Source organism: Bacillus sp. SJ-10 (assembly GCF_002843505.1).
GTDB classification, from domain to species: domain Bacteria; phylum Bacillota; class Bacilli; order Bacillales; family Bacillaceae; genus Bacillus; species Bacillus velezensis.
The window spans coordinates 1380175-1396779 of the sequence record NZ_CP025258.1 but is presented as its reverse complement, the minus strand read 5'-3'; the positions used below and the strand labels follow the sequence as shown (position 1 = coordinate 1396779).

Sequence of the window (16605 nt, the reverse complement as noted above, 5' to 3'; positions counted from 1 at the left end):
CTGTTCCACTTCCTTATAGCAGTTTTTATTTATCGTTCAGCGCAGCTACACCCGGAAGCTCTTTGCCTTCCATGAATTCAAGGGATGCGCCGCCGCCTGTTGAGATATGGCTCATTTTGTCAGCAAGGCCGAATTTTTCAACGGCTGCCGCAGAGTCTCCTCCGCCGATGACAGAGTATGTATCGTTTGCCTCTGCCAATGCTTCAGCCACTGCTTTTGTGCCTTGAGCGAACAAGTCGATTTCGAATACGCCCATCGGTCCGTTCCATACGACAAGTTTGCTGTTTTTGATAACTTCAGCGTACGTTTCGCGGGTTTTCGTTCCGATGTCGATCGCTTCTAAATCACTTGGAATCTCAGAGATCGGCACGATTTGAACGTTTGCATCGTTAGAGAAATCATCAGCAACGAGCACGTCTTCCGGCATATAGAATGTAACGCCTTTTTCTTTCGCGCGGTCCATGAATGATTTTGCAAGTTCGATTTTATCTTCTTCAAGAAGAGATTTACCGACTTCATAGCCAAGCGCTTTTACGAATGTGTAAGCAAGACCTCCGCCGATGATCAGGTTGTCCACTTTATCAAGCAGACTTTCGATTACGCCGATTTTGTCTTTTACTTTCGCGCCGCCGATGATTGCCGTAAACGGGCGCTCAGGATTTGTTACGGCTTTGCCGAGAACGTCAAGCTCTTTTTCCATCAGGAATCCTGCAACCGCCGGCAGATGCTCGGCAATTCCGGCTGTAGATGCGTGAGCACGGTGGGCAGCACCGAATGCGTCATTGACATATACATCCGCAAGCTCAGCAAATGCTTTAGCAAGCTCAGGATCGTTTTTCTCTTCACCAGGGTAGAAACGTACGTTTTCCAATACAAGAACGTCTCCGTCCTTCATATCAGAAATTTGTGCTTTTACAGCATCGCCGTAAGCTTCATCCGCTTTTTTCACTTCTTTGCCGAGCAGTTCGCCTAAGCGTGCAGCGACAGGAGTTAAACGAAGCTCCTCAACCACTTCGCCTTTCGGGCGGCCTAAGTGGCTCGCAAGAAGGACTTTCGCGCCTTGGTCTGCAAGGTGTTTGATTGTTGGAAGCGCAGCGCGGATACGAGTATCGTCTGTTACTTCCCCGTCTTTCATTGGAACGTTAAAGTCAACGCGGCAGAATACGACTTTGCCTTTTACGTCGATGTCTTTTACTGTTTTTTTATTCATGCCTTAGGAGATCCTCCTTCAAAATGGTTTGCATAGCACGAAAAACGTGAAACGTGAAACCGCCTCATGATGCTTCCGCCGCGGGGCAGATTGCAGCTTCCGGGCACGGGGCAGATCGTCTTCTGAGCCAGGGCAGGCGGCTCAGAAAACGAAAGTGCCGCGGAAACTTCAAAACGCGGACGTTCTGCAGCAATCCGGCGCTTTCTGAAAGCCGGTTCTCATGGAAAAAGGGAAAGGGAGTCCGTCCCCTTCCCTTGTCCGCTTTCATTATAGCGTTTCTGTCCGAAAGAACCAAGTCCGGCCCTTTCCGGGAGCTATGAATTAAAGACCTTGTTTTGCGATGTAAGCTGCAAGGTCAACAACGCGGTTAGAGTAGCCGCTTTCGTTATCGTACCAAGAGATTACTTTTACCATGCTGCCTTCCATAACCATTGTAGAAAGAGCATCGATTGTAGAAGAGTTAGCATTGCCGTTGTAGTCTCCGGATACTAATGGCTCTTCGCTGTAGCCAAGGATTCCTTTAAGATCGCCTTCAGCCGCTTCTTTAAGAGCTGCGTTTACGTCTTCAGCCGTTACGTCTTTGTTAAGTTCAGCAACTAGGTCAACAAGAGAAACGTTTGGAGTCGGCACACGCATAGCTCCGCCGTTCAGTTTGCCTTTCAGTTCAGGAAGAACGAGGGAAACTGCTTTAGCAGCACCAGTTGATGTAGGAATGATGTTTTCAGCTGCTGCACGCGCACGACGGTAGTCTTTGTGCGGAAGATCAAGAATTTGCTGATCGTTTGTGTAAGAGTGAACAGTTGTCATCATACCGCGTTTGATGCCGAATTTGTCGTTAAGTACTTTTGCAAACGGCGCAAGGCAGTTTGTTGTGCAAGATGCGTTAGAGATAACATGGTGGTTAGCCGCATCGTATTTGTCTTCGTTAACACCCATAACGATTGTGATATCTTCTTCGTTAGCAGGTGCAGAGATGATAACTTTTTTCGCGCCTGCTTCTAAGTGTTTCGCAGCGTCTGCGCGTTTTGTGAAGAAACCAGTAGATTCAACTACGATTTCAACGCCTTGTTTGCCCCAGCTGAGTTTCGCAGGATCGCGCTCAGCAGAAACTTCGATTGTTTTGCCGTTAACAACAAGGTTGCTGCCGTCAACTTTAACTTCTGCATCTAATTTTCCGTGTACGGAATCATATTGTAAAAGATGAGCAAGCATGTTAGCGTCTGTTAAATCGTTAACCGCTACTACCTCAACTTCAGGATTGTTTAATGCTGCGCGGAATACGTTACGTCCAATACGACCAAAACCGTTAATACCGACTTTTACTGCCATGATTATTTCCTCCTTTAAATAAGTGAGAGATATTTATATTGAGGGACTGTTATCCCTTAATAACTTCTTTGCGGCTCCTTCGTCCGTGACGAGAACCGTGTTTCGCTGCTTTTTAAAATAAGCTTCGATTGCTTCTGCTTTTGATGATCCGCCCGCTACCGCGATAATGTCGGGAATGGCATCGAGGTCATCAAGCTGCATTCCGACTGAATGCACCTTGTGAACGACTTCTCCGTCCGCATTAAAGTAGTAGCCGAATGCCTCTGTCACCGCATGATTGTCATCTATTTTCTTCAAATCTTCCAAAGGCGTGTTTCTTCGTTCCGCCATTGTTCTAGCTTCGCCGATTCCGTGAACGAGCATACTCGCTGATTTAATCGTGTGAAGCACCTCTTTTACGGAAGGCTCTTCAATAATAGATGAGTAGGCGCCTTGTGACAGCTGCCCGGGAACGAACAAAAGCCGGTAAGTGCCTGAAGCCTTTTCCGCCATATGCGCGCATATGGTGTTCGCCTGGTTTTTCACATCTTCGCCTAAACCGCCTCTTGCGGGCACAAACAGGAGCTCGCGGTTTTTTGAATCCGGCGTAATCATATCGGCGACGGCTTCAATTGTCGTACCGCCGGTTACAGCGACGATATTTTTGCCTGAAAATCTCTTTTTCATACATGCAACGGCCGCTCTCCCTAATTCTTTTTTGACCCAAGGAGATTGGTCGCTGTCTCCGGAAACGATAATGGCGTCTTTCAGATTAAGCCGCTCTTTTAATGTCTTTTCCAAAAGCGTCAATCCTAAAACATCCTTCATCGTATCTTCCAGAATCGAAAGCAGTGAGTAGCCCTCTTCCGTCATTGTCATGCCGTTTGTTTTAATATCGATGAGATTCTGTTCTTTCAAAAACTGAACCTCGCTTCTGAGAACGCGCTCGGTCAATCCGAGACTGGCTGCAAGACTTCTGCGGCCGATCGGTTCGGTAAGCCTGATATACTGCAAGATTTCAAATCTTTTCTGCATCACAAGCAAAAGATCAGGCAATAATTTTTTTTGAGCTTGTATTAACTGGTTCATGACTCAAACGTTCCTTCCTATTCATACTGGACAGAAAATGTCCCGCTATGACAAAAAACGTCCCATCATAGCCAAAAAAAATTATGTCTGCTTTCTTTAATTATTTTAACAGGATGACATTGTTAATTCAACTGTTAAAGGTCAATTCGTCGACATTCTTCGCAGGATTTTCCAGTATCTCCTTGATACAGTCATTATATACAGAAACGGAATGAAGGTGACAGACAAAAGCCCGCCGGAGCGGACTTTTGTCGTAAAACGCTTTCATTTTATCCAGAGTTTTTCTATTTCTTCTAATGATTTATTTTTCGTCTCAGGGCAGATCGTCACGACAAACAAGAAACAGAGAATATTAATGACGGCGAATATCCAGAAGGTGTACGCGAGCCCTAACCCGCTGATCATCATCGGCACGAACTGGCCGATCGCCCAGTTGGCCCCCCATAAGAATATCGTCGCGATACCGGCGGCGCGTGCGCGGAGGTGGTTCGGAAAGATTTCCGAAATCATGATCCACGTAATCGGCCCGACTGATACGCAGAAAGCGGCGACGAATCCCAATATGATGACGACTAAAGCCGGACCGCTCGCCAGCTTAAAATAAAAGGATGCCCCGATTAAGATCATGAACAGCGCCATAAAGGCAGATCCGACCCCCATCAGCTTTTTCCGGCCCACCTTATCGACTAAAAGAACCGCGATAATGGTGAAAATCACTTCAACGACACCGACGATGCATGTCGTGATAAACCCCGCATTCTGTCCGAAGCCCATCATTTTGAAAATTTCCGGCCCGTAATACGTAATTGCGTTCATGCCGATGACCTGATTGAATAAAGCCAGCAGAATCCCGATCACAAGCGCTTTTCTCAGCCCCGGTTTAAACAGCTGAGACAATGACCCCATTTTTTCTAATTGTAAAGACGTTTCGATTTGTTTGATTTCTTCTTTCGCGGTCTGCTCGCCGTTAATGCGCGTCAGCACGGCGAGGGCTTCATTCCGGCGCCCCGCTTTCGCAAGCCAGCGCGGGCTTTCAGGCACGATAAGCAACACGATAAAAAAGATGACGGACGGAATCATGCCGTAAGCGAGCATCCACCGCCAGCCGGTGTGCACCCCCCATTCATATGAGCCGGACTGCTGAACGGCGAGGTTAATAAAATAAGTGCCGGAAATCCCTAATATCGTAAACAGCTGATACAGTGAAGACAGACTGCCGCGTATTGCCGGCGGAGCGGCTTCGGTAATATACGTGACAGAAAGCGAGGAGCCCATGCCGATTCCCAGACCGCCGATGACTCTGGCGATCACTAAGGAAGACACACTTTGAGAAAGCGCAGAGACAACCGCTGACACCGCAAACAACAGCGCCGCTGCCATCAAAATCTTTCTCCGTCCGAAACGGTCGCTCAAAAATCCGGAAATCCCGACGCCGAAAACACCGCCGATCATTATGCTTGAAATCACGAGCCCTTCCATAAAAGGACTTAAGCGGTACAAATCTTTCAGGAAACCGATGGCGCCGGAAATCACCGCCGTGTCATAACCGTACAAAAGCCCTCCCAGTCCGGCCGCGCATGAGATGAGAATGACAAACCACTTGGAATGCTGCCGAGTGACAGGTACATTTGAGCCAATTGGTGCCGGGTGATTCTTCATGAATTTTACCCTCCCGCGAATAATAGAATAAAAACGCTTACAAATCTGAGTGCGGCGCTTGATGTTGCTTTGTTTTCTTCAGAATCGCCACATTTGTACGTACTTATAAAGAATTTTATCTAAAAATAAGGAAAATTAGTACGTACAAATAAAGAATAAGCAGTTTTTCATAATCTGTCAATTATTTTTACAGCTTGATGAAAGGGCTTACTATGTTATACTGGAATTTGTCCGTATACATTTTGGAGGAATTGATATGCTACCGAAATATGCTCAAGTAAAAGAAGAAATTTGTTCATGGCTGAATCAAGGAAAAATACAGCCGGACGAAAAGCTGCCTACGGAAAATGAGCTGATGCAGCAGTTCGGCGTCAGCCGCCATACCATCAGAAAGGCGATCGGAGATTTGGTCTCGCAGGGCCTGCTGTACAGCGTTCAGGGCGGAGGCACCTTTGTCGCTTCACGCACGGCGAAATCAGCCATGCATTCAAACAAAACGATCGGCGTCATTACAACGTACATATCAGACTATATTTTTCCGAGCATCATCAGGGGAATCGAATCGTATTTAAGCGAACAGGGCTATTCCATGCTGCTGACGAGCACCAACAACAATACAGAAAGTGAGCGGCGCGGCCTTGAAAACCTGCTGTCCAAAAATATAGACGGGCTGATTGTCGAGCCTACAAAAAGCGCGCTGCAGACGCCCAACATCGGCTACTATCTCAATCTGGAGAAAAACGGCATTCCGTTTGCCATGATTAACGCCTCTTATGCGGAGCTGGCCGCACCGAGCTTTTCCGTCAATGACGTCAAAGGCGGCATGATGGCTTGCGAATACGTCATGTCCCTCGGACACACGCACATTATGGGAATCTTTAAAGCGGATGACACGCAGGGCGTCAAACGGATGAACGGCTATCTTCAGGCGCATCGGGAGCGCGGGATTTTCCCGTCTCCGGACATGATCGTGACTTACACGACTGAGGAAAAAGAAACCGTGCTTCTCCAAAAAATTAAGCATACCCTTGAGCAAAACAGCGGGTCATATCCGACGGCCATTCTTTGCTACAATGACGAAATTGCGCTGAAGACGATTAATCTTCTCAGGGAATTAGGGTTAAAGGTGCCTGATGACATATCGGTCATGGGCTATGACGATTCACATTTCGCCCAGATTTCCGAGGTGAAGCTCACCTCTGTCAAGCATCCGAAATCCATTATGGGGAAAGCGGCGGCAAAATACGTCATCGACTGCTTAGAACATAAAAAACCGAAGAAGGATGACGTCGTGTATGAACCGGAACTCATCATCCGGAATTCAGTCAGGCGGATCGGCGAATAAAAAAGCAATGTGCGCGGCACATTGCTTTTTTTGCTCAGCTGTTTTTTAATTCGGCGATGATTTCAAATGATCTCATTCTGTCGGCATGCTCAAAGCTTTCTGAATTCACCATGATTTCATCCGCCTGTGTTGTCCGGATGAAGCTTTCCAGCTTCTCCTTCACACGCTCCGGTCCGCCGACGATCGTTGAACTGAGCTGTTCATTGACCATCGCTTTTTCATACGGCGACCAGATTTGATCCATGTCTTCAACAGGAGGCTTCAGCTGGTTCGGCGTGCCGCGGACGAGGTCTAAAAATCTTTGATAATGCGATGTTGCCAGATGCTCCGCCTTTTCATCCGTATCGGCGGCAATGACGGTGACGCCGACCATCGCGTACGGTTTATCCAGTACATCTGACGGACGGAAGGAGCTGCGGTACAGCTCAAGGGCGGGCACGGTGTTTTTCGGTGAAAAGTGAGCCGCAAAGGCGAACGGAAGCCCGAGCTCTCCCGCAAGACGCGCGCTGAAGCCGCTTGAGCCCAGAAGCCAGATCGGCACGTCCAGCCCTTCGCCCGGAATGGCGCGGACTAGATTGCGCACATTGCCTGACGGTTTGAAGTAATTTCTCAATTCTTCAAGCTGCTCCGGGAAATCCTCCCCGCTGTTTATGTTTCTTCTTAAGGCCCTCGCCGTTAATTGGTCGGTACCCGGCGCACGCCCGAGTCCGAGGTCAATCCGCCCTGGATATAACGTTTCAAGGGTTCCGAATTGCTCCGCGATTATAAGTGACGAATGATTCGGCAGCATAATACCCCCAGAACCGACGCGGATTTTTTTCGTGCCGCCGGCGATGTGGCCGATCAGCACCGCCGTTGCCGAGCTGGCAACGCCTTCTATATTATGATGCTCCGCAAGCCAATAGCGGTTATAGCCCCACTCCTCGGCGCGGCGCGCTAAATCCATGCTGTTGCGGAACGATTCAGCAACCGTTCCTCCCTGTACGACCGGCGATAAATTCAATACGGAAAACGCAGTATCTTTCAATGTATGTTCAGCCATCGTTTTCTCCTTTGCGGTTTAGTGTAAGCAGATCTTAAACAAGGTCTCTCCACACACCTTACCACAGCTTTTCCCGTGAGTTAAACAATTTGATTCGATGATCTTCGAACAATCAGTCAGCGGCGGTTTTCTTACGGATGAACAGCTCCTCGGCGACATCAATAAAAAGCTTGGCGGCAAGTGATGCGTCTTTCATGGAAGGAACCGCCAGCTGCACCTCCCTGAATACATCCGGCGTAAACTCTTTAATCACCACTTCTTCCGGGAGGGGATTGCCGGCCATGGACATATCGGATAAGATTGCCATGCCCAACCCCTCCCGCACCATATTGATGGACGTGCTGACATTAAACACGGTAAAGGCCGCGCAAAGTTCGGCACCGGCTTGTTTAAACAGGCCTGCAAAAGGTGACGTGTAACCGCCTTCGCAAACCACCATCGGTTCACCGTCCAGATCTTTTATCGTTACGGTTGAGCGTGCGGCGAGAGGATGATCTTTATGCATAACCGCTGCCATTTTGTCTTTTTTCAGCAGAAAGGAATCCATATCCTCTGTCGGGAACAGCAGAATGCCCGCGTCAATCATCCGGGATTGCAGCCATTCTTTTACTTCGTCCGCCGTTCCTTCATGAAGCACCAGTTCAAGCTTCGGATACCGTTTTTTAAACACGCTGATCAGCTTTGGAATGAAATAAGCGGAAGCGGCCGGAAATGTGCCGATGTGAATCGTTCCCTGTTCAAGACCTCTTTCCGCGGCCGCCAGCTGCTCGGCTTTTTCTATGCCTTTGAGCACCTCTCTGATATGGACGAGAATTTTTCCGCCCGTGTCCGTGAGCCTTACGCCGTTGCGGCGCTCGCGGATGATCAGCTTGATGCCGAGCTCTGACTCAAGCGCAGAGATGGCATGGCTGACGGCGGGCTGCGTCATATTCAGCGCCTGCCCCGCTTTTGTAAAGCTTCCCGTTTCAGCGATTTGAACAAAAACCCGCAGTTGTGTAATCGTCATAACGTTTTACTTATGCTCCTTATAAAAAAGATTCATTTTATTTATCTTACTGATTACCGTATCATATGATGGAATTGTTCTACAAGGAGTGAACGACGTGAAACAGCTTTCGAAAATACAGACGGCTCTTATGCTGGCGTTTCTAGTCACGGTATGGGGAATTAACTGGCCGCTGACAAAGGCCGCGCTTGCCTATTCGCCGCCTCTTCTGTTTGCCGGAATCCGCACGCTGATCGGCGGACTTCTATTATTAATGGTGGCGCTGCCCCGTTTTAAAAAGCTGCGTTTTAAAGAAACGTGGCCGATCTATCTTATTTCTGCCATTTTAAATATTACTTTATTTTACGGCCTGCAAACGGTCGGCTTGAATTACCTGCCTGCCGGCCTATTTTCAGCCATCGTGTTTTTCCAGCCGGTGTTAATGGGCGTTTTTTCTTGGCTGTGGCTCGGGGAATCGATGTATCCTTTAAAAATAGCCGGTCTTATTCTGGGCTTTGCCGGTGTCGCCGTCATCAGCGCAGCCGGTTTCGGAGGCCATATTTCCATCGCCGGCATTCTTTTGGCCTTAGGCTCTGCGGTCAGCTGGGCGCTCGGCACGGTATATGTGAAAAGAACGGGCGGACGCGCGGATTCTATCTGGATGGTCGCTCTTCAGCTTCTGATCGGCGGCGTGCTGCTTGTCAGCTCCGGCCATTTTTCAGAAAGCTTTTCAGCGATTCAATGGAAAGCTCCGTTCATTCTGAGCCTTCTGTTCATTTCAGTTTTTGTTATCGCGCTCGGCTGGCTCGCCTTTTTTACGCTTGTCGGTTCAGGGGAAGCAAGCAAGGTTGCCTCTTACACCTTCCTGATCCCGCTCATATCCATTGTCGTCAGCTCGATATTCCTGCATGAGCCGCTTACCGTCAGCCTTTTAGCCGGACTGCTTCTGATCGTCACAAGCATTTGTTTTGTGAATATAACACCGAAAAAACTGAAAACACCTGCTCTGGCCGCAGAAAAAAAGGCCGTTCATTAAAAAAACTCTTGCCGCGGGGCAAGAGTTTTTTTATTTATTGACGTCTCCCTTTCACAAGATACGCAGCCGTAATGAGGAGATAGATGGCCGCAGTGATGCATGTGATGACGATGGATGTCGTCGCAATTACGCCGATCAGGATGGCCAAAAGCGCAAGCACCGCGAACCATGTCGTGTACGGGAACCATTTGACGTAATAAGCCGGCTGTTCTGTTGAATGTTTTCTTGATTTCAAATGGGCGAATCCGATAATCAGCCAGATGAACAGCACGGTATAGCCGAGTGAACCCATCAAATAATTAAACGTCCGGCTTCCTGCGAATAAAGAAATCAGGACGCCTACATATAAAAATGACGTACAAGTCAGAATCGCATAGACGGGAACCTTTTTCTTCGATAGTTTTGAAAAAATTTTCGGCAACCGGCCGTCAGAAGCCTGCGTAAACAAGACGCGGGATGATCCGTACAGTCCCGAATTCATAGACGAGATAATCGCAAGAAGAATGACGGCATTCATAATATGGTCGGCACCCGGAATTCCGATCATCTTAAATACTATGACAAACGGGCTTTCCGGAACGCTGTTGACTTGATTCCAAGGAATCAGGCTGACGATGATGAAGAACGGCAGCAAGTAAAAAGCGACAATCCGCGTTAACGTGCTTCGGACAGCTTTCGGGATCACCTTTTCGGGATTTTTTGTCTCCGCCAGCGTGACGCCGATGATTTCCGTTCCGCCGTATGAGTAGATCACGACGAGCATCGCCGTAATGACACCCCCCGCTCCATGCGGGAAAAACCCTCCGTGATCCGTTAAATGAGACAGCCCCGGCGCCGTGTGATTGCCGAATGAGAAAAATAAAAGCAGAATACCGCATAAAATAAAGATGACAATCACTGTAATTTTAATAAGCGCGAGCCAGTACTCCGTCTCGGCAAACAGTTTCACAGAAAGCATGTTTACGACCGTCACCACGATGGAAATGATCAGAGCCAGTATCCATATCGGACATTCCGGCAGCCAATATTGAATGAAAATGGCGGCTACGACCGCCTCCGCGGCAATATTGAGCACCCACATTTTCCAATAGATCCAATCTAAAAAGTATGCAGCGTACGATCCGAGCGACTGCTGAACCAAATCACGGAACGTCCTTGCATGTTTGTTTCTGACTGCCATTTCGGCCAGCCCTTGCATAATAAACAGCAGAATGATTCCGCCGAGGAGGTAGGCCAACAGCACGGACGGCCCCGCTTCATCAATCGCCGTGCTGCTGCCTTTAAAGAGCCCGGCCCCGATTGCGCCTCCAAGCGCCATCATCATAATGTGTCTGGACGACATCGTCCGTTTTAACGTTTGCTTGTCCTTTTCCATCTATCACACGCCCTCTCGCAAAAAGTGTTCATCACATAAAAAAGCACGCCGCCTCTTTAGGAAAAGAGACGGCGTGCCTCAGGCAGCCGCGGTACCACTCTTGTTGATCCCGAAATATCCGGAATCCAGCTTAAAAACCTTTTAACGAAGGTCAGCCGTTAGGACATAGGGAATATTCCGACAATTCCGTTCCGCCCTGCCACTTCCGGGCGAGTTCAAAGAACAATCAGTCCGCGTTGCACCAACCCGCGGCTCTCTTTTTCTGATTGGATTCTTTTACTGCTCCCGTTCACAGTGTTTTATGTTAAATGAATCTCTTGAGTTTTTATTTTCTGAATATAGTATCATAATATACAGTCTTCTATTTTCAAAGTCAATACTAATTTTTGCCGCCTATTGTCCTACCCGGTGATTCGGAAATTTCAGCTGAAATCCGGACACAAGGCTTTGCTTTCCGGGCGCCGCGCTTTCCGCTTTCACCTTTGTGTTTGCGTATAAAAACAGCGCAAGCGCAATGCCGAATGATATGACGAGAATCCATACTTTTTTCATTCAGGTGCCTCCTCACTTTCTATCATCGGCGGCTTTTTCTCTTTTTTTATATACAAAATTGAAAAAACAATTTTAAAATTCTGTTTTCCTTATATTGAAACTTGCTTTATCATAAAAGTATGCGTTTACATTCAAGTAGGGAGGTTATAGCATGACCCCTGTGAATTCAAGCAGCATCGGGAAGATTCAGGCGGCCAGCAAAGGTTTGTCGCCAAAATTGAGAGCGATTGCAGACCATATCGTGAAGGAACCGAAAGACGTGGTTCACCTTTCCATCATTCAGCTGGCGGAAAAAACGAAAAGCTCTGAAGCGACGATTTTCAGGCTGTGCAAACGGCTCGGTTTTTCCGGCTATCAGGATTTAAAAATCGCGCTTGCTCAGGAGATCGTTCAGGAGCCGGTGCAGCACATTCATGAAGAAATGAGCCCCGACGACGATATCGAAGTCATCATCCAGAAAGTTTTCCGCACAAACATTTCCGGTCTGACCGATACCTTTCAATTATTAGATCCGGCCGACGTTGAAAAAGCGGTAGAAATGATCCACCGCGCAGACAGAATTGAATTTTACGGAAACGGCGGTTCCGGACTGATCGCCACAGACGCGTATCATAAATTTATGCGTACGGGTATAAATTGCATCGCGCACACAGATTCTCACTTTCAGGCGATGTCAGCGGGTCTTCTCGGTCCCGAAAGCGCAGTCATCGGCATTTCTCATTCGGGAAGCAATAAGGACGTGCTTGACGCGGTGAAAATGGCCAAATCGCTCGGCGCCGGTACGATCGGCATTACAAGCTACCAAAAGTCGCCGCTCACCCAGATTTCCGACGTGGTGCTGTATACGTCAACAAGGGAGACGGCTTTCAGAACGGAAGCAATGTCCGCAAGGCTTGCCCAGCTGTCGGTCATTGATACACTGTATTTCGCCACGGCCCGGCTGCGGCAGGAGAAAACGCTCGCCAACTTGCAGCAAATCAGAAAAATGATCGCGCACAAACGTTTGTAATCGCTTTCTGAATATTTATTTTTCAAAAGAGAGAATGCCGATACAGCGGGAATTGAGGCAATTTTATGAAAAAAATTTTCTTCTTCATCGTTGATTTATAAAAAAATTATTCCTATAATTGACTTTGTAAGGGCATACATTATCAATCTATCTTATTATTCAATCAGATTAGGCGGGATATATTATGAAAGAAACCCAAGCTGTTATCGGTCTGGATATCGGCACGACCAGTACGAAAGCCGTTCTGTTCGGACCAAGAGGCAAAGTGTTAGCCAAGCATTCGGTTCACTATGATTTAATACAGCCAAAACCGGCATGGGCCGAGCAGGATCCTGAGCACATTTTGGAAGCGGTTATCGGAAGCATCAGGGGCGCCGTCACAAAGGCCGGACTGAGTCCTGACAATCTGCTTGCAATCGGCATCAGCACCGCCATGCACTCATTGATAGCTGTCGATCAAAACGGCGGCCTGCTGACCAAAAGCATCATTTGGGCGGACAACCGCAGCGCCGAGCAATCAAAACGGATTTTAAAAGAGATGAACGGTTTTGATATTTATAAAAGAACGGGTACGCCGATTCACCCGATGTCTCCGCTTTCCAAAATTGTGTGGATGAAAGAACAGGACAAGGAGACATTCGCGAAAACCGCCAAATTCATCAGTATTAAAGAATATATTCTGCACGAGTTTTTCGGAACTTATGTCGTCGATTATTCGATCGCTTCGGCAACGGGGCTGTTCCGTTTAGATACGCTTTCCTGGGATGAAGAAGCGCTCCGGATTGCCGGAATCCGGGAAGATCAGCTGTCGGACATCGTGCCGACCACTCATCAGCTGCGCGGCCTTGCGCCGGAAATCGCTGCACGGATGGGCATTCATGCGGATACACCGTTTATTATCGGCGCAAATGACGGCGTGCTCGCCAACCTTGGAGTCGGCGCGATCGGCAAAGGCGAAGTGGCCGTTACGATCGGAACGAGCGGAGCCGTGCGTTCGGTGACGGATGCGCCGATTACGGATGAAAAAGCGCGGACATTCTGTTACGCGCTGACTGACAAGCATTGGGTCATCGGAGGCCCGACGAATAACGGAGGCATTATGCTGCGCTGGCTTCGAGACGAATTCGCTTCTCCGGAAGTCGAAACGGCGAAGCGGCTCGGCATTGATCCGTACGATTTAATGATTGATATCGCTGATAAAGTGCCCGCAGGCTCTGAGGGATTGCTGTTTCTGCCGTTTTTATCAGGGGAGCGCGCGCCGTTTTGGAATCCGAATGCCCGCGGAACGTTTTTCGGCATCAGCCTCCGCCATAAACGGGAGCATTTTATCAGAGCGGTGCTGGAAGGCGTCATCATGAGCGTCTTTTCAATCGGTGTCGCACTGAGAGATTTGGCGGGCCCCGCAAAAGACGTGCGGGCTTCGGGAGGATTTGCGAGATCACCGCTTTGGAGGCAGATTTTGTCCGATACGATGGGACGGGAAGTCCTCGTTCCGGAAAGTTACGAAGCCTCGGCGCTCGGAGCGGCCGTTCTCGCTTTGCACAGCCTTGGCGAAATGGAACGGATCGAGGATGTTCAGGACTGGATCAGAATTTCTCACCGCCATGAACCGAACGTCAAAAACAGCGAAACATATATTGAGCTGTTTTACTTATACGAGCGGCTGTATGACAAGCTCAAAGATGAATTTGACGTCATCAGTGAATTTCAGCTCAAACAAAGCCGTTAATTCTTCTTTGAAAGGGTGAAAAGGTCATGTTACTGTTTATTGTCATTGCCGCTATTATCGTTTTACTCTTATTGATTACGGTCGCTAAATTAAATCCGTTTATCAGTCTTTTGATTACATCCATCCTTGTCGGTTTCGCAACGGGCATGAATCTGCCGGACATTATCGCTTCGATGAAAACCGGGCTCGGCAATACGCTGTCGCTGCTTGCGATCGTGCTGGCCCTCGGTACGATGCTCGGAAAAATGATGGCTGAATCAGGCGGTGCGGAGCGTATCGCCCACACCCTGATCGGCCGCTTCGGCAAAAAGAAAGTGCATTGGGCGATGATGGCCGTCGCTTTTATCGTCGGCATCCCGGTCTTTTTCCAGGTCGGCTTCGTCCTGCTCGTGCCGCTTTTGTTTACGATTGCGATTGAAACCGGCGTTTCATTAGTGACGATCGGGATTCCGCTCCTTGCGGGACTTTCCGTCGTGCACGGATTGGTTCCGCCCCACCCGGCGGCGATGGCGGCTGTCGGCATTTATCACGCCAATGTCGGAAAAACGATTTTGTTTTCTTTAATCGTCGGCATTCCGACTGCCATCATCGCAGGGCCGCTTTACGGAAAATGGATTGGTAAGCGCATTCATAAACCCGTTCCCGAACTGTTGAAAAAACAATTTATTGAACGGAATGAAAAACGCAAGCTTCCGGGATTCGCAAATACATTGTTTACGATATTGGTACCGGTGATCCTGATGCTTATGGCAACGCTTGCCGAAATTGCGCTTCCGGAAAAAAGCGCGCTCTATGAAACTTTTAAATTTATCGGCGACCCTGTCACGGCGCTTTTGATCGCCACGGTTTACTCCTTTTTCAGCCTTGGTTTTTATCAGGGCTTTGACAGAGAAAGCATTTTAAAATTCAGCAATGACTGTCTCGGACCGATCGCTTCCATTCTGCTTGTGATCGGAGCCGGCGGCGCTTTTAACAACGTCCTGATTGATTCAGGCGTCGGCACGTATATTGCTGACATTGCGAAGCATTCAAGCTTCTCTCCCGTTCTTTTAAGCTGGACGATCGCAGCGGTCATCCGTGTCGCCACAGGTTCAGCGACTGTCGCCATGATGACGGCGGCCGGCATTGTTGCACCGATTGCATCTGTCATGCCGGGCGTCAGCAGTGAGCTTCTCGTTTTGGCAACGGGAGCGGGCTCTTTGATTCTGTCACATGTCAATGACTCCGGTTTCTGGCTCATTAAAGAGTATTTCGGAATGACAGTAAAAGAAACATTCCTGACATGGACGGCGATGGAAACGATTATTTCTGTCAGTGCGATCTGTTTTATCATGATCATTAACGCGTTTATATAAAAACAAACCCCGGCCGAATGAAGTGACCCCTGTCAAGTAGACAGTGTTAAAAAGACACGAAGCAGCCTGAGTCCTGTATTGATATGGGCTCAGGTTGTTTCACTTCTTTTGGAACCGTTGATGGTTGTAAAAATGAATATATTTACATACTGCTTCTTGAACTGCTTCAGCTGTTTTGACCCTTTCATCCCCTCTGTCTGAAAGTGGTTAACCCATCTCCTTACTTGGTTTTTATCAATGTTCATTTCTCTGGTCATTTAGGTGAAGATCAACAACTTTTTTCTTAAAGTGAATATTCATAAGTTTTACGTGTTTTCCCCATAAAAAATCCCCTCCATTGCAGACAGATCAGTATGCTTTCTTTTTTCTGTCTGCTATGAGGGGATCATATCAATATGAGCTGGGCTCCTCTTTCTTTAACGAAACAAAAGAACAGCTAATATCCCTAGATTAATTATTCGTAAAAGGAAGGAAACGACCGCTATCCCTTTGTTTTTCTGCATAAAATAAAGACCGTTTATAACCAAGATACAGCTGATCAAAGCATCAAATAATCGGAGAGCCATACCGTTAAAATCAACTTCCGACTCAAAAAAGCTAAATATCGATACTGCTATTAAAAAGATTACTGATACTGTAATATAAATCAACCAGTCCCTAGATGCATTGCTCTTTTCAGTTTCTTTTTGAATACTGTTCATGAGTTATTCAAAACCACCTTAAAACAATATTTCCTAAATCTTATAATATGCGCCTAATCATTTTCAATGGCGATTGTCTGATAACCCATCCCATCATTTAGGTGAAGATCAACAACCTTTTTCTTAAAGTGAATATCATAAGCTTTACGTGTTTTCCCCATGAAAAATCCCCTCCATTGCAGACAGATCAGTATGCTTTCTTTTTTCTGT

Annotated in this window: 14 protein-coding genes, 1 pseudogene and 1 other annotated feature; of the genes and pseudogenes, 5 read left to right on the top strand and 10 right to left on the bottom strand. The window is 47.8% G+C overall.

Annotated elements, in window-relative coordinates; translation table 11 throughout:
- Nucleotides 1-25: 25 nt before the first annotated feature.
- The 4 genes from CXL14_RS06995 to CXL14_RS06975 form a co-directional block, all read right to left on the bottom strand.
- Nucleotides 26-1210, bottom strand: coding sequence for a phosphoglycerate kinase (locus tag CXL14_RS06995; RefSeq protein WP_014418909.1), 1185 nt, complete (start codon nucleotides 1208-1210; stop codon nucleotides 26-28).
- Nucleotides 1211-1531: 321 nt separating this feature from the next.
- A complete protein-coding gene (gene gap, locus CXL14_RS06985; RefSeq protein ID WP_003151611.1) occupies nucleotides 1532-2539 on the bottom strand; it encodes a type I glyceraldehyde-3-phosphate dehydrogenase in 1008 nt (335 codons plus the stop codon).
- Nucleotides 2540-2572: 33 nt separating this feature from the next.
- The gene (gene cggR / locus CXL14_RS06980; RefSeq protein WP_014418910.1) at nucleotides 2573-3607 is read right to left on the bottom strand and encodes a gapA transcriptional regulator CggR; all 1035 of its coding nucleotides are present in this window, start codon (nucleotides 3605-3607) and stop codon (nucleotides 2573-2575) included.
- Nucleotides 3608-3871: 264 nt separating this feature from the next.
- Nucleotides 3872-5266, bottom strand: a complete 1395-nt coding sequence (locus tag CXL14_RS06975; protein ID WP_014418911.1) for an arabinose-proton symporter AraE — start codon at nucleotides 5264-5266, stop codon at nucleotides 3872-3874.
- A 256-nt stretch (nucleotides 5267-5522) separates the two neighbouring features.
- On the opposite strand from CXL14_RS06975, the gene CXL14_RS06970 reads away from it, so the two are divergent.
- A complete protein-coding gene (locus CXL14_RS06970) occupies nucleotides 5523-6611 on the top strand; it encodes an arabinose utilization transcriptional regulator AraR (protein ID WP_014418912.1) in 1089 nt (362 codons plus the stop codon).
- A 34-nt stretch (nucleotides 6612-6645) separates the two neighbouring features.
- Here the strand turns inward: CXL14_RS06970 and CXL14_RS06965 are convergent, their stop codons facing one another.
- Nucleotides 6646-7653 (bottom strand): LLM class flavin-dependent oxidoreductase, encoded by a 1008-nt coding sequence (locus CXL14_RS06965; RefSeq protein ID WP_014418913.1) that lies wholly within the window; start codon nucleotides 7651-7653, stop codon nucleotides 6646-6648.
- A gap of 112 nt (nucleotides 7654-7765) precedes the next feature.
- Nucleotides 7766-8659: a LysR family transcriptional regulator gene (locus tag CXL14_RS06960; protein WP_014418914.1), complete on the bottom strand. Its 894-nt coding sequence runs from the start codon at nucleotides 8657-8659 to the stop codon at nucleotides 7766-7768.
- Between the two features lie 97 nt (nucleotides 8660-8756).
- Here CXL14_RS06960 and CXL14_RS06955 point away from each other — a divergent pair, with 97 nt between their 5' ends.
- Nucleotides 8757-9674 (top strand): DMT family transporter, encoded by a 918-nt coding sequence (locus CXL14_RS06955; protein WP_003151595.1) that lies wholly within the window; start codon nucleotides 8757-8759, stop codon nucleotides 9672-9674.
- 34 nt (nucleotides 9675-9708) lie between these two features.
- Here CXL14_RS06955 and CXL14_RS06950 read toward each other — a convergent pair whose 3' ends face one another.
- Both CXL14_RS06950 and CXL14_RS20155 read right to left on the bottom strand, forming a co-directional pair.
- Nucleotides 9709-11049, bottom strand: coding sequence for an amino acid permease (locus tag CXL14_RS06950; protein ID WP_014418915.1), 1341 nt, complete (start codon nucleotides 11047-11049; stop codon nucleotides 9709-9711).
- Nucleotides 11050-11110: 61 nt separating this feature from the next.
- Nucleotides 11111-11351 (bottom strand) — a binding site (T-box leader).
- A gap of 91 nt (nucleotides 11352-11442) precedes the next feature.
- On the bottom strand, nucleotides 11443-11601 hold the full coding sequence (locus tag CXL14_RS20155; protein WP_014418916.1) for a hypothetical protein: 159 nt from the start codon (nucleotides 11599-11601) through the stop codon (nucleotides 11443-11445).
- A 151-nt stretch (nucleotides 11602-11752) separates the two neighbouring features.
- Here CXL14_RS20155 and CXL14_RS06945 point away from each other — a divergent pair, with 151 nt between their 5' ends.
- The 3 genes from CXL14_RS06945 (at nucleotide 11753) to CXL14_RS06935 (ending at nucleotide 15694) form a co-directional block, all read left to right on the top strand.
- On the top strand, nucleotides 11753-12610 hold the full coding sequence (locus CXL14_RS06945) for a MurR/RpiR family transcriptional regulator (protein WP_014418917.1): 858 nt from the start codon (nucleotides 11753-11755) through the stop codon (nucleotides 12608-12610).
- A 184-nt stretch (nucleotides 12611-12794) separates the two neighbouring features.
- Nucleotides 12795-14339, top strand: coding sequence for a gluconokinase (gntK, locus tag CXL14_RS06940; protein WP_007407372.1), 1545 nt, complete (start codon nucleotides 12795-12797; stop codon nucleotides 14337-14339).
- 26 nt (nucleotides 14340-14365) lie between these two features.
- Nucleotides 14366-15694 (top strand): GntP family permease, encoded by a 1329-nt coding sequence (locus CXL14_RS06935; protein WP_014418918.1) that lies wholly within the window; start codon nucleotides 14366-14368, stop codon nucleotides 15692-15694.
- Between the two features lie 99 nt (nucleotides 15695-15793).
- Here the strand turns inward: CXL14_RS06935 and CXL14_RS20625 are convergent.
- Both CXL14_RS20625 and CXL14_RS06930 read right to left on the bottom strand, forming a co-directional pair.
- A pseudogene (locus tag CXL14_RS20625) lies at nucleotides 15794-15841 on the bottom strand (hypothetical protein); the annotation flags it as partial.
- Between the two features lie 269 nt (nucleotides 15842-16110).
- Nucleotides 16111-16395 carry a hypothetical protein gene (locus tag CXL14_RS06930; RefSeq protein WP_032863900.1) on the bottom strand — a complete coding sequence of 95 codons (285 nt, stop codon included), beginning with the start codon at nucleotides 16393-16395 and terminating at the stop codon, nucleotides 16111-16113.
- Nucleotides 16396-16605 lie beyond the last annotated feature (210 nt).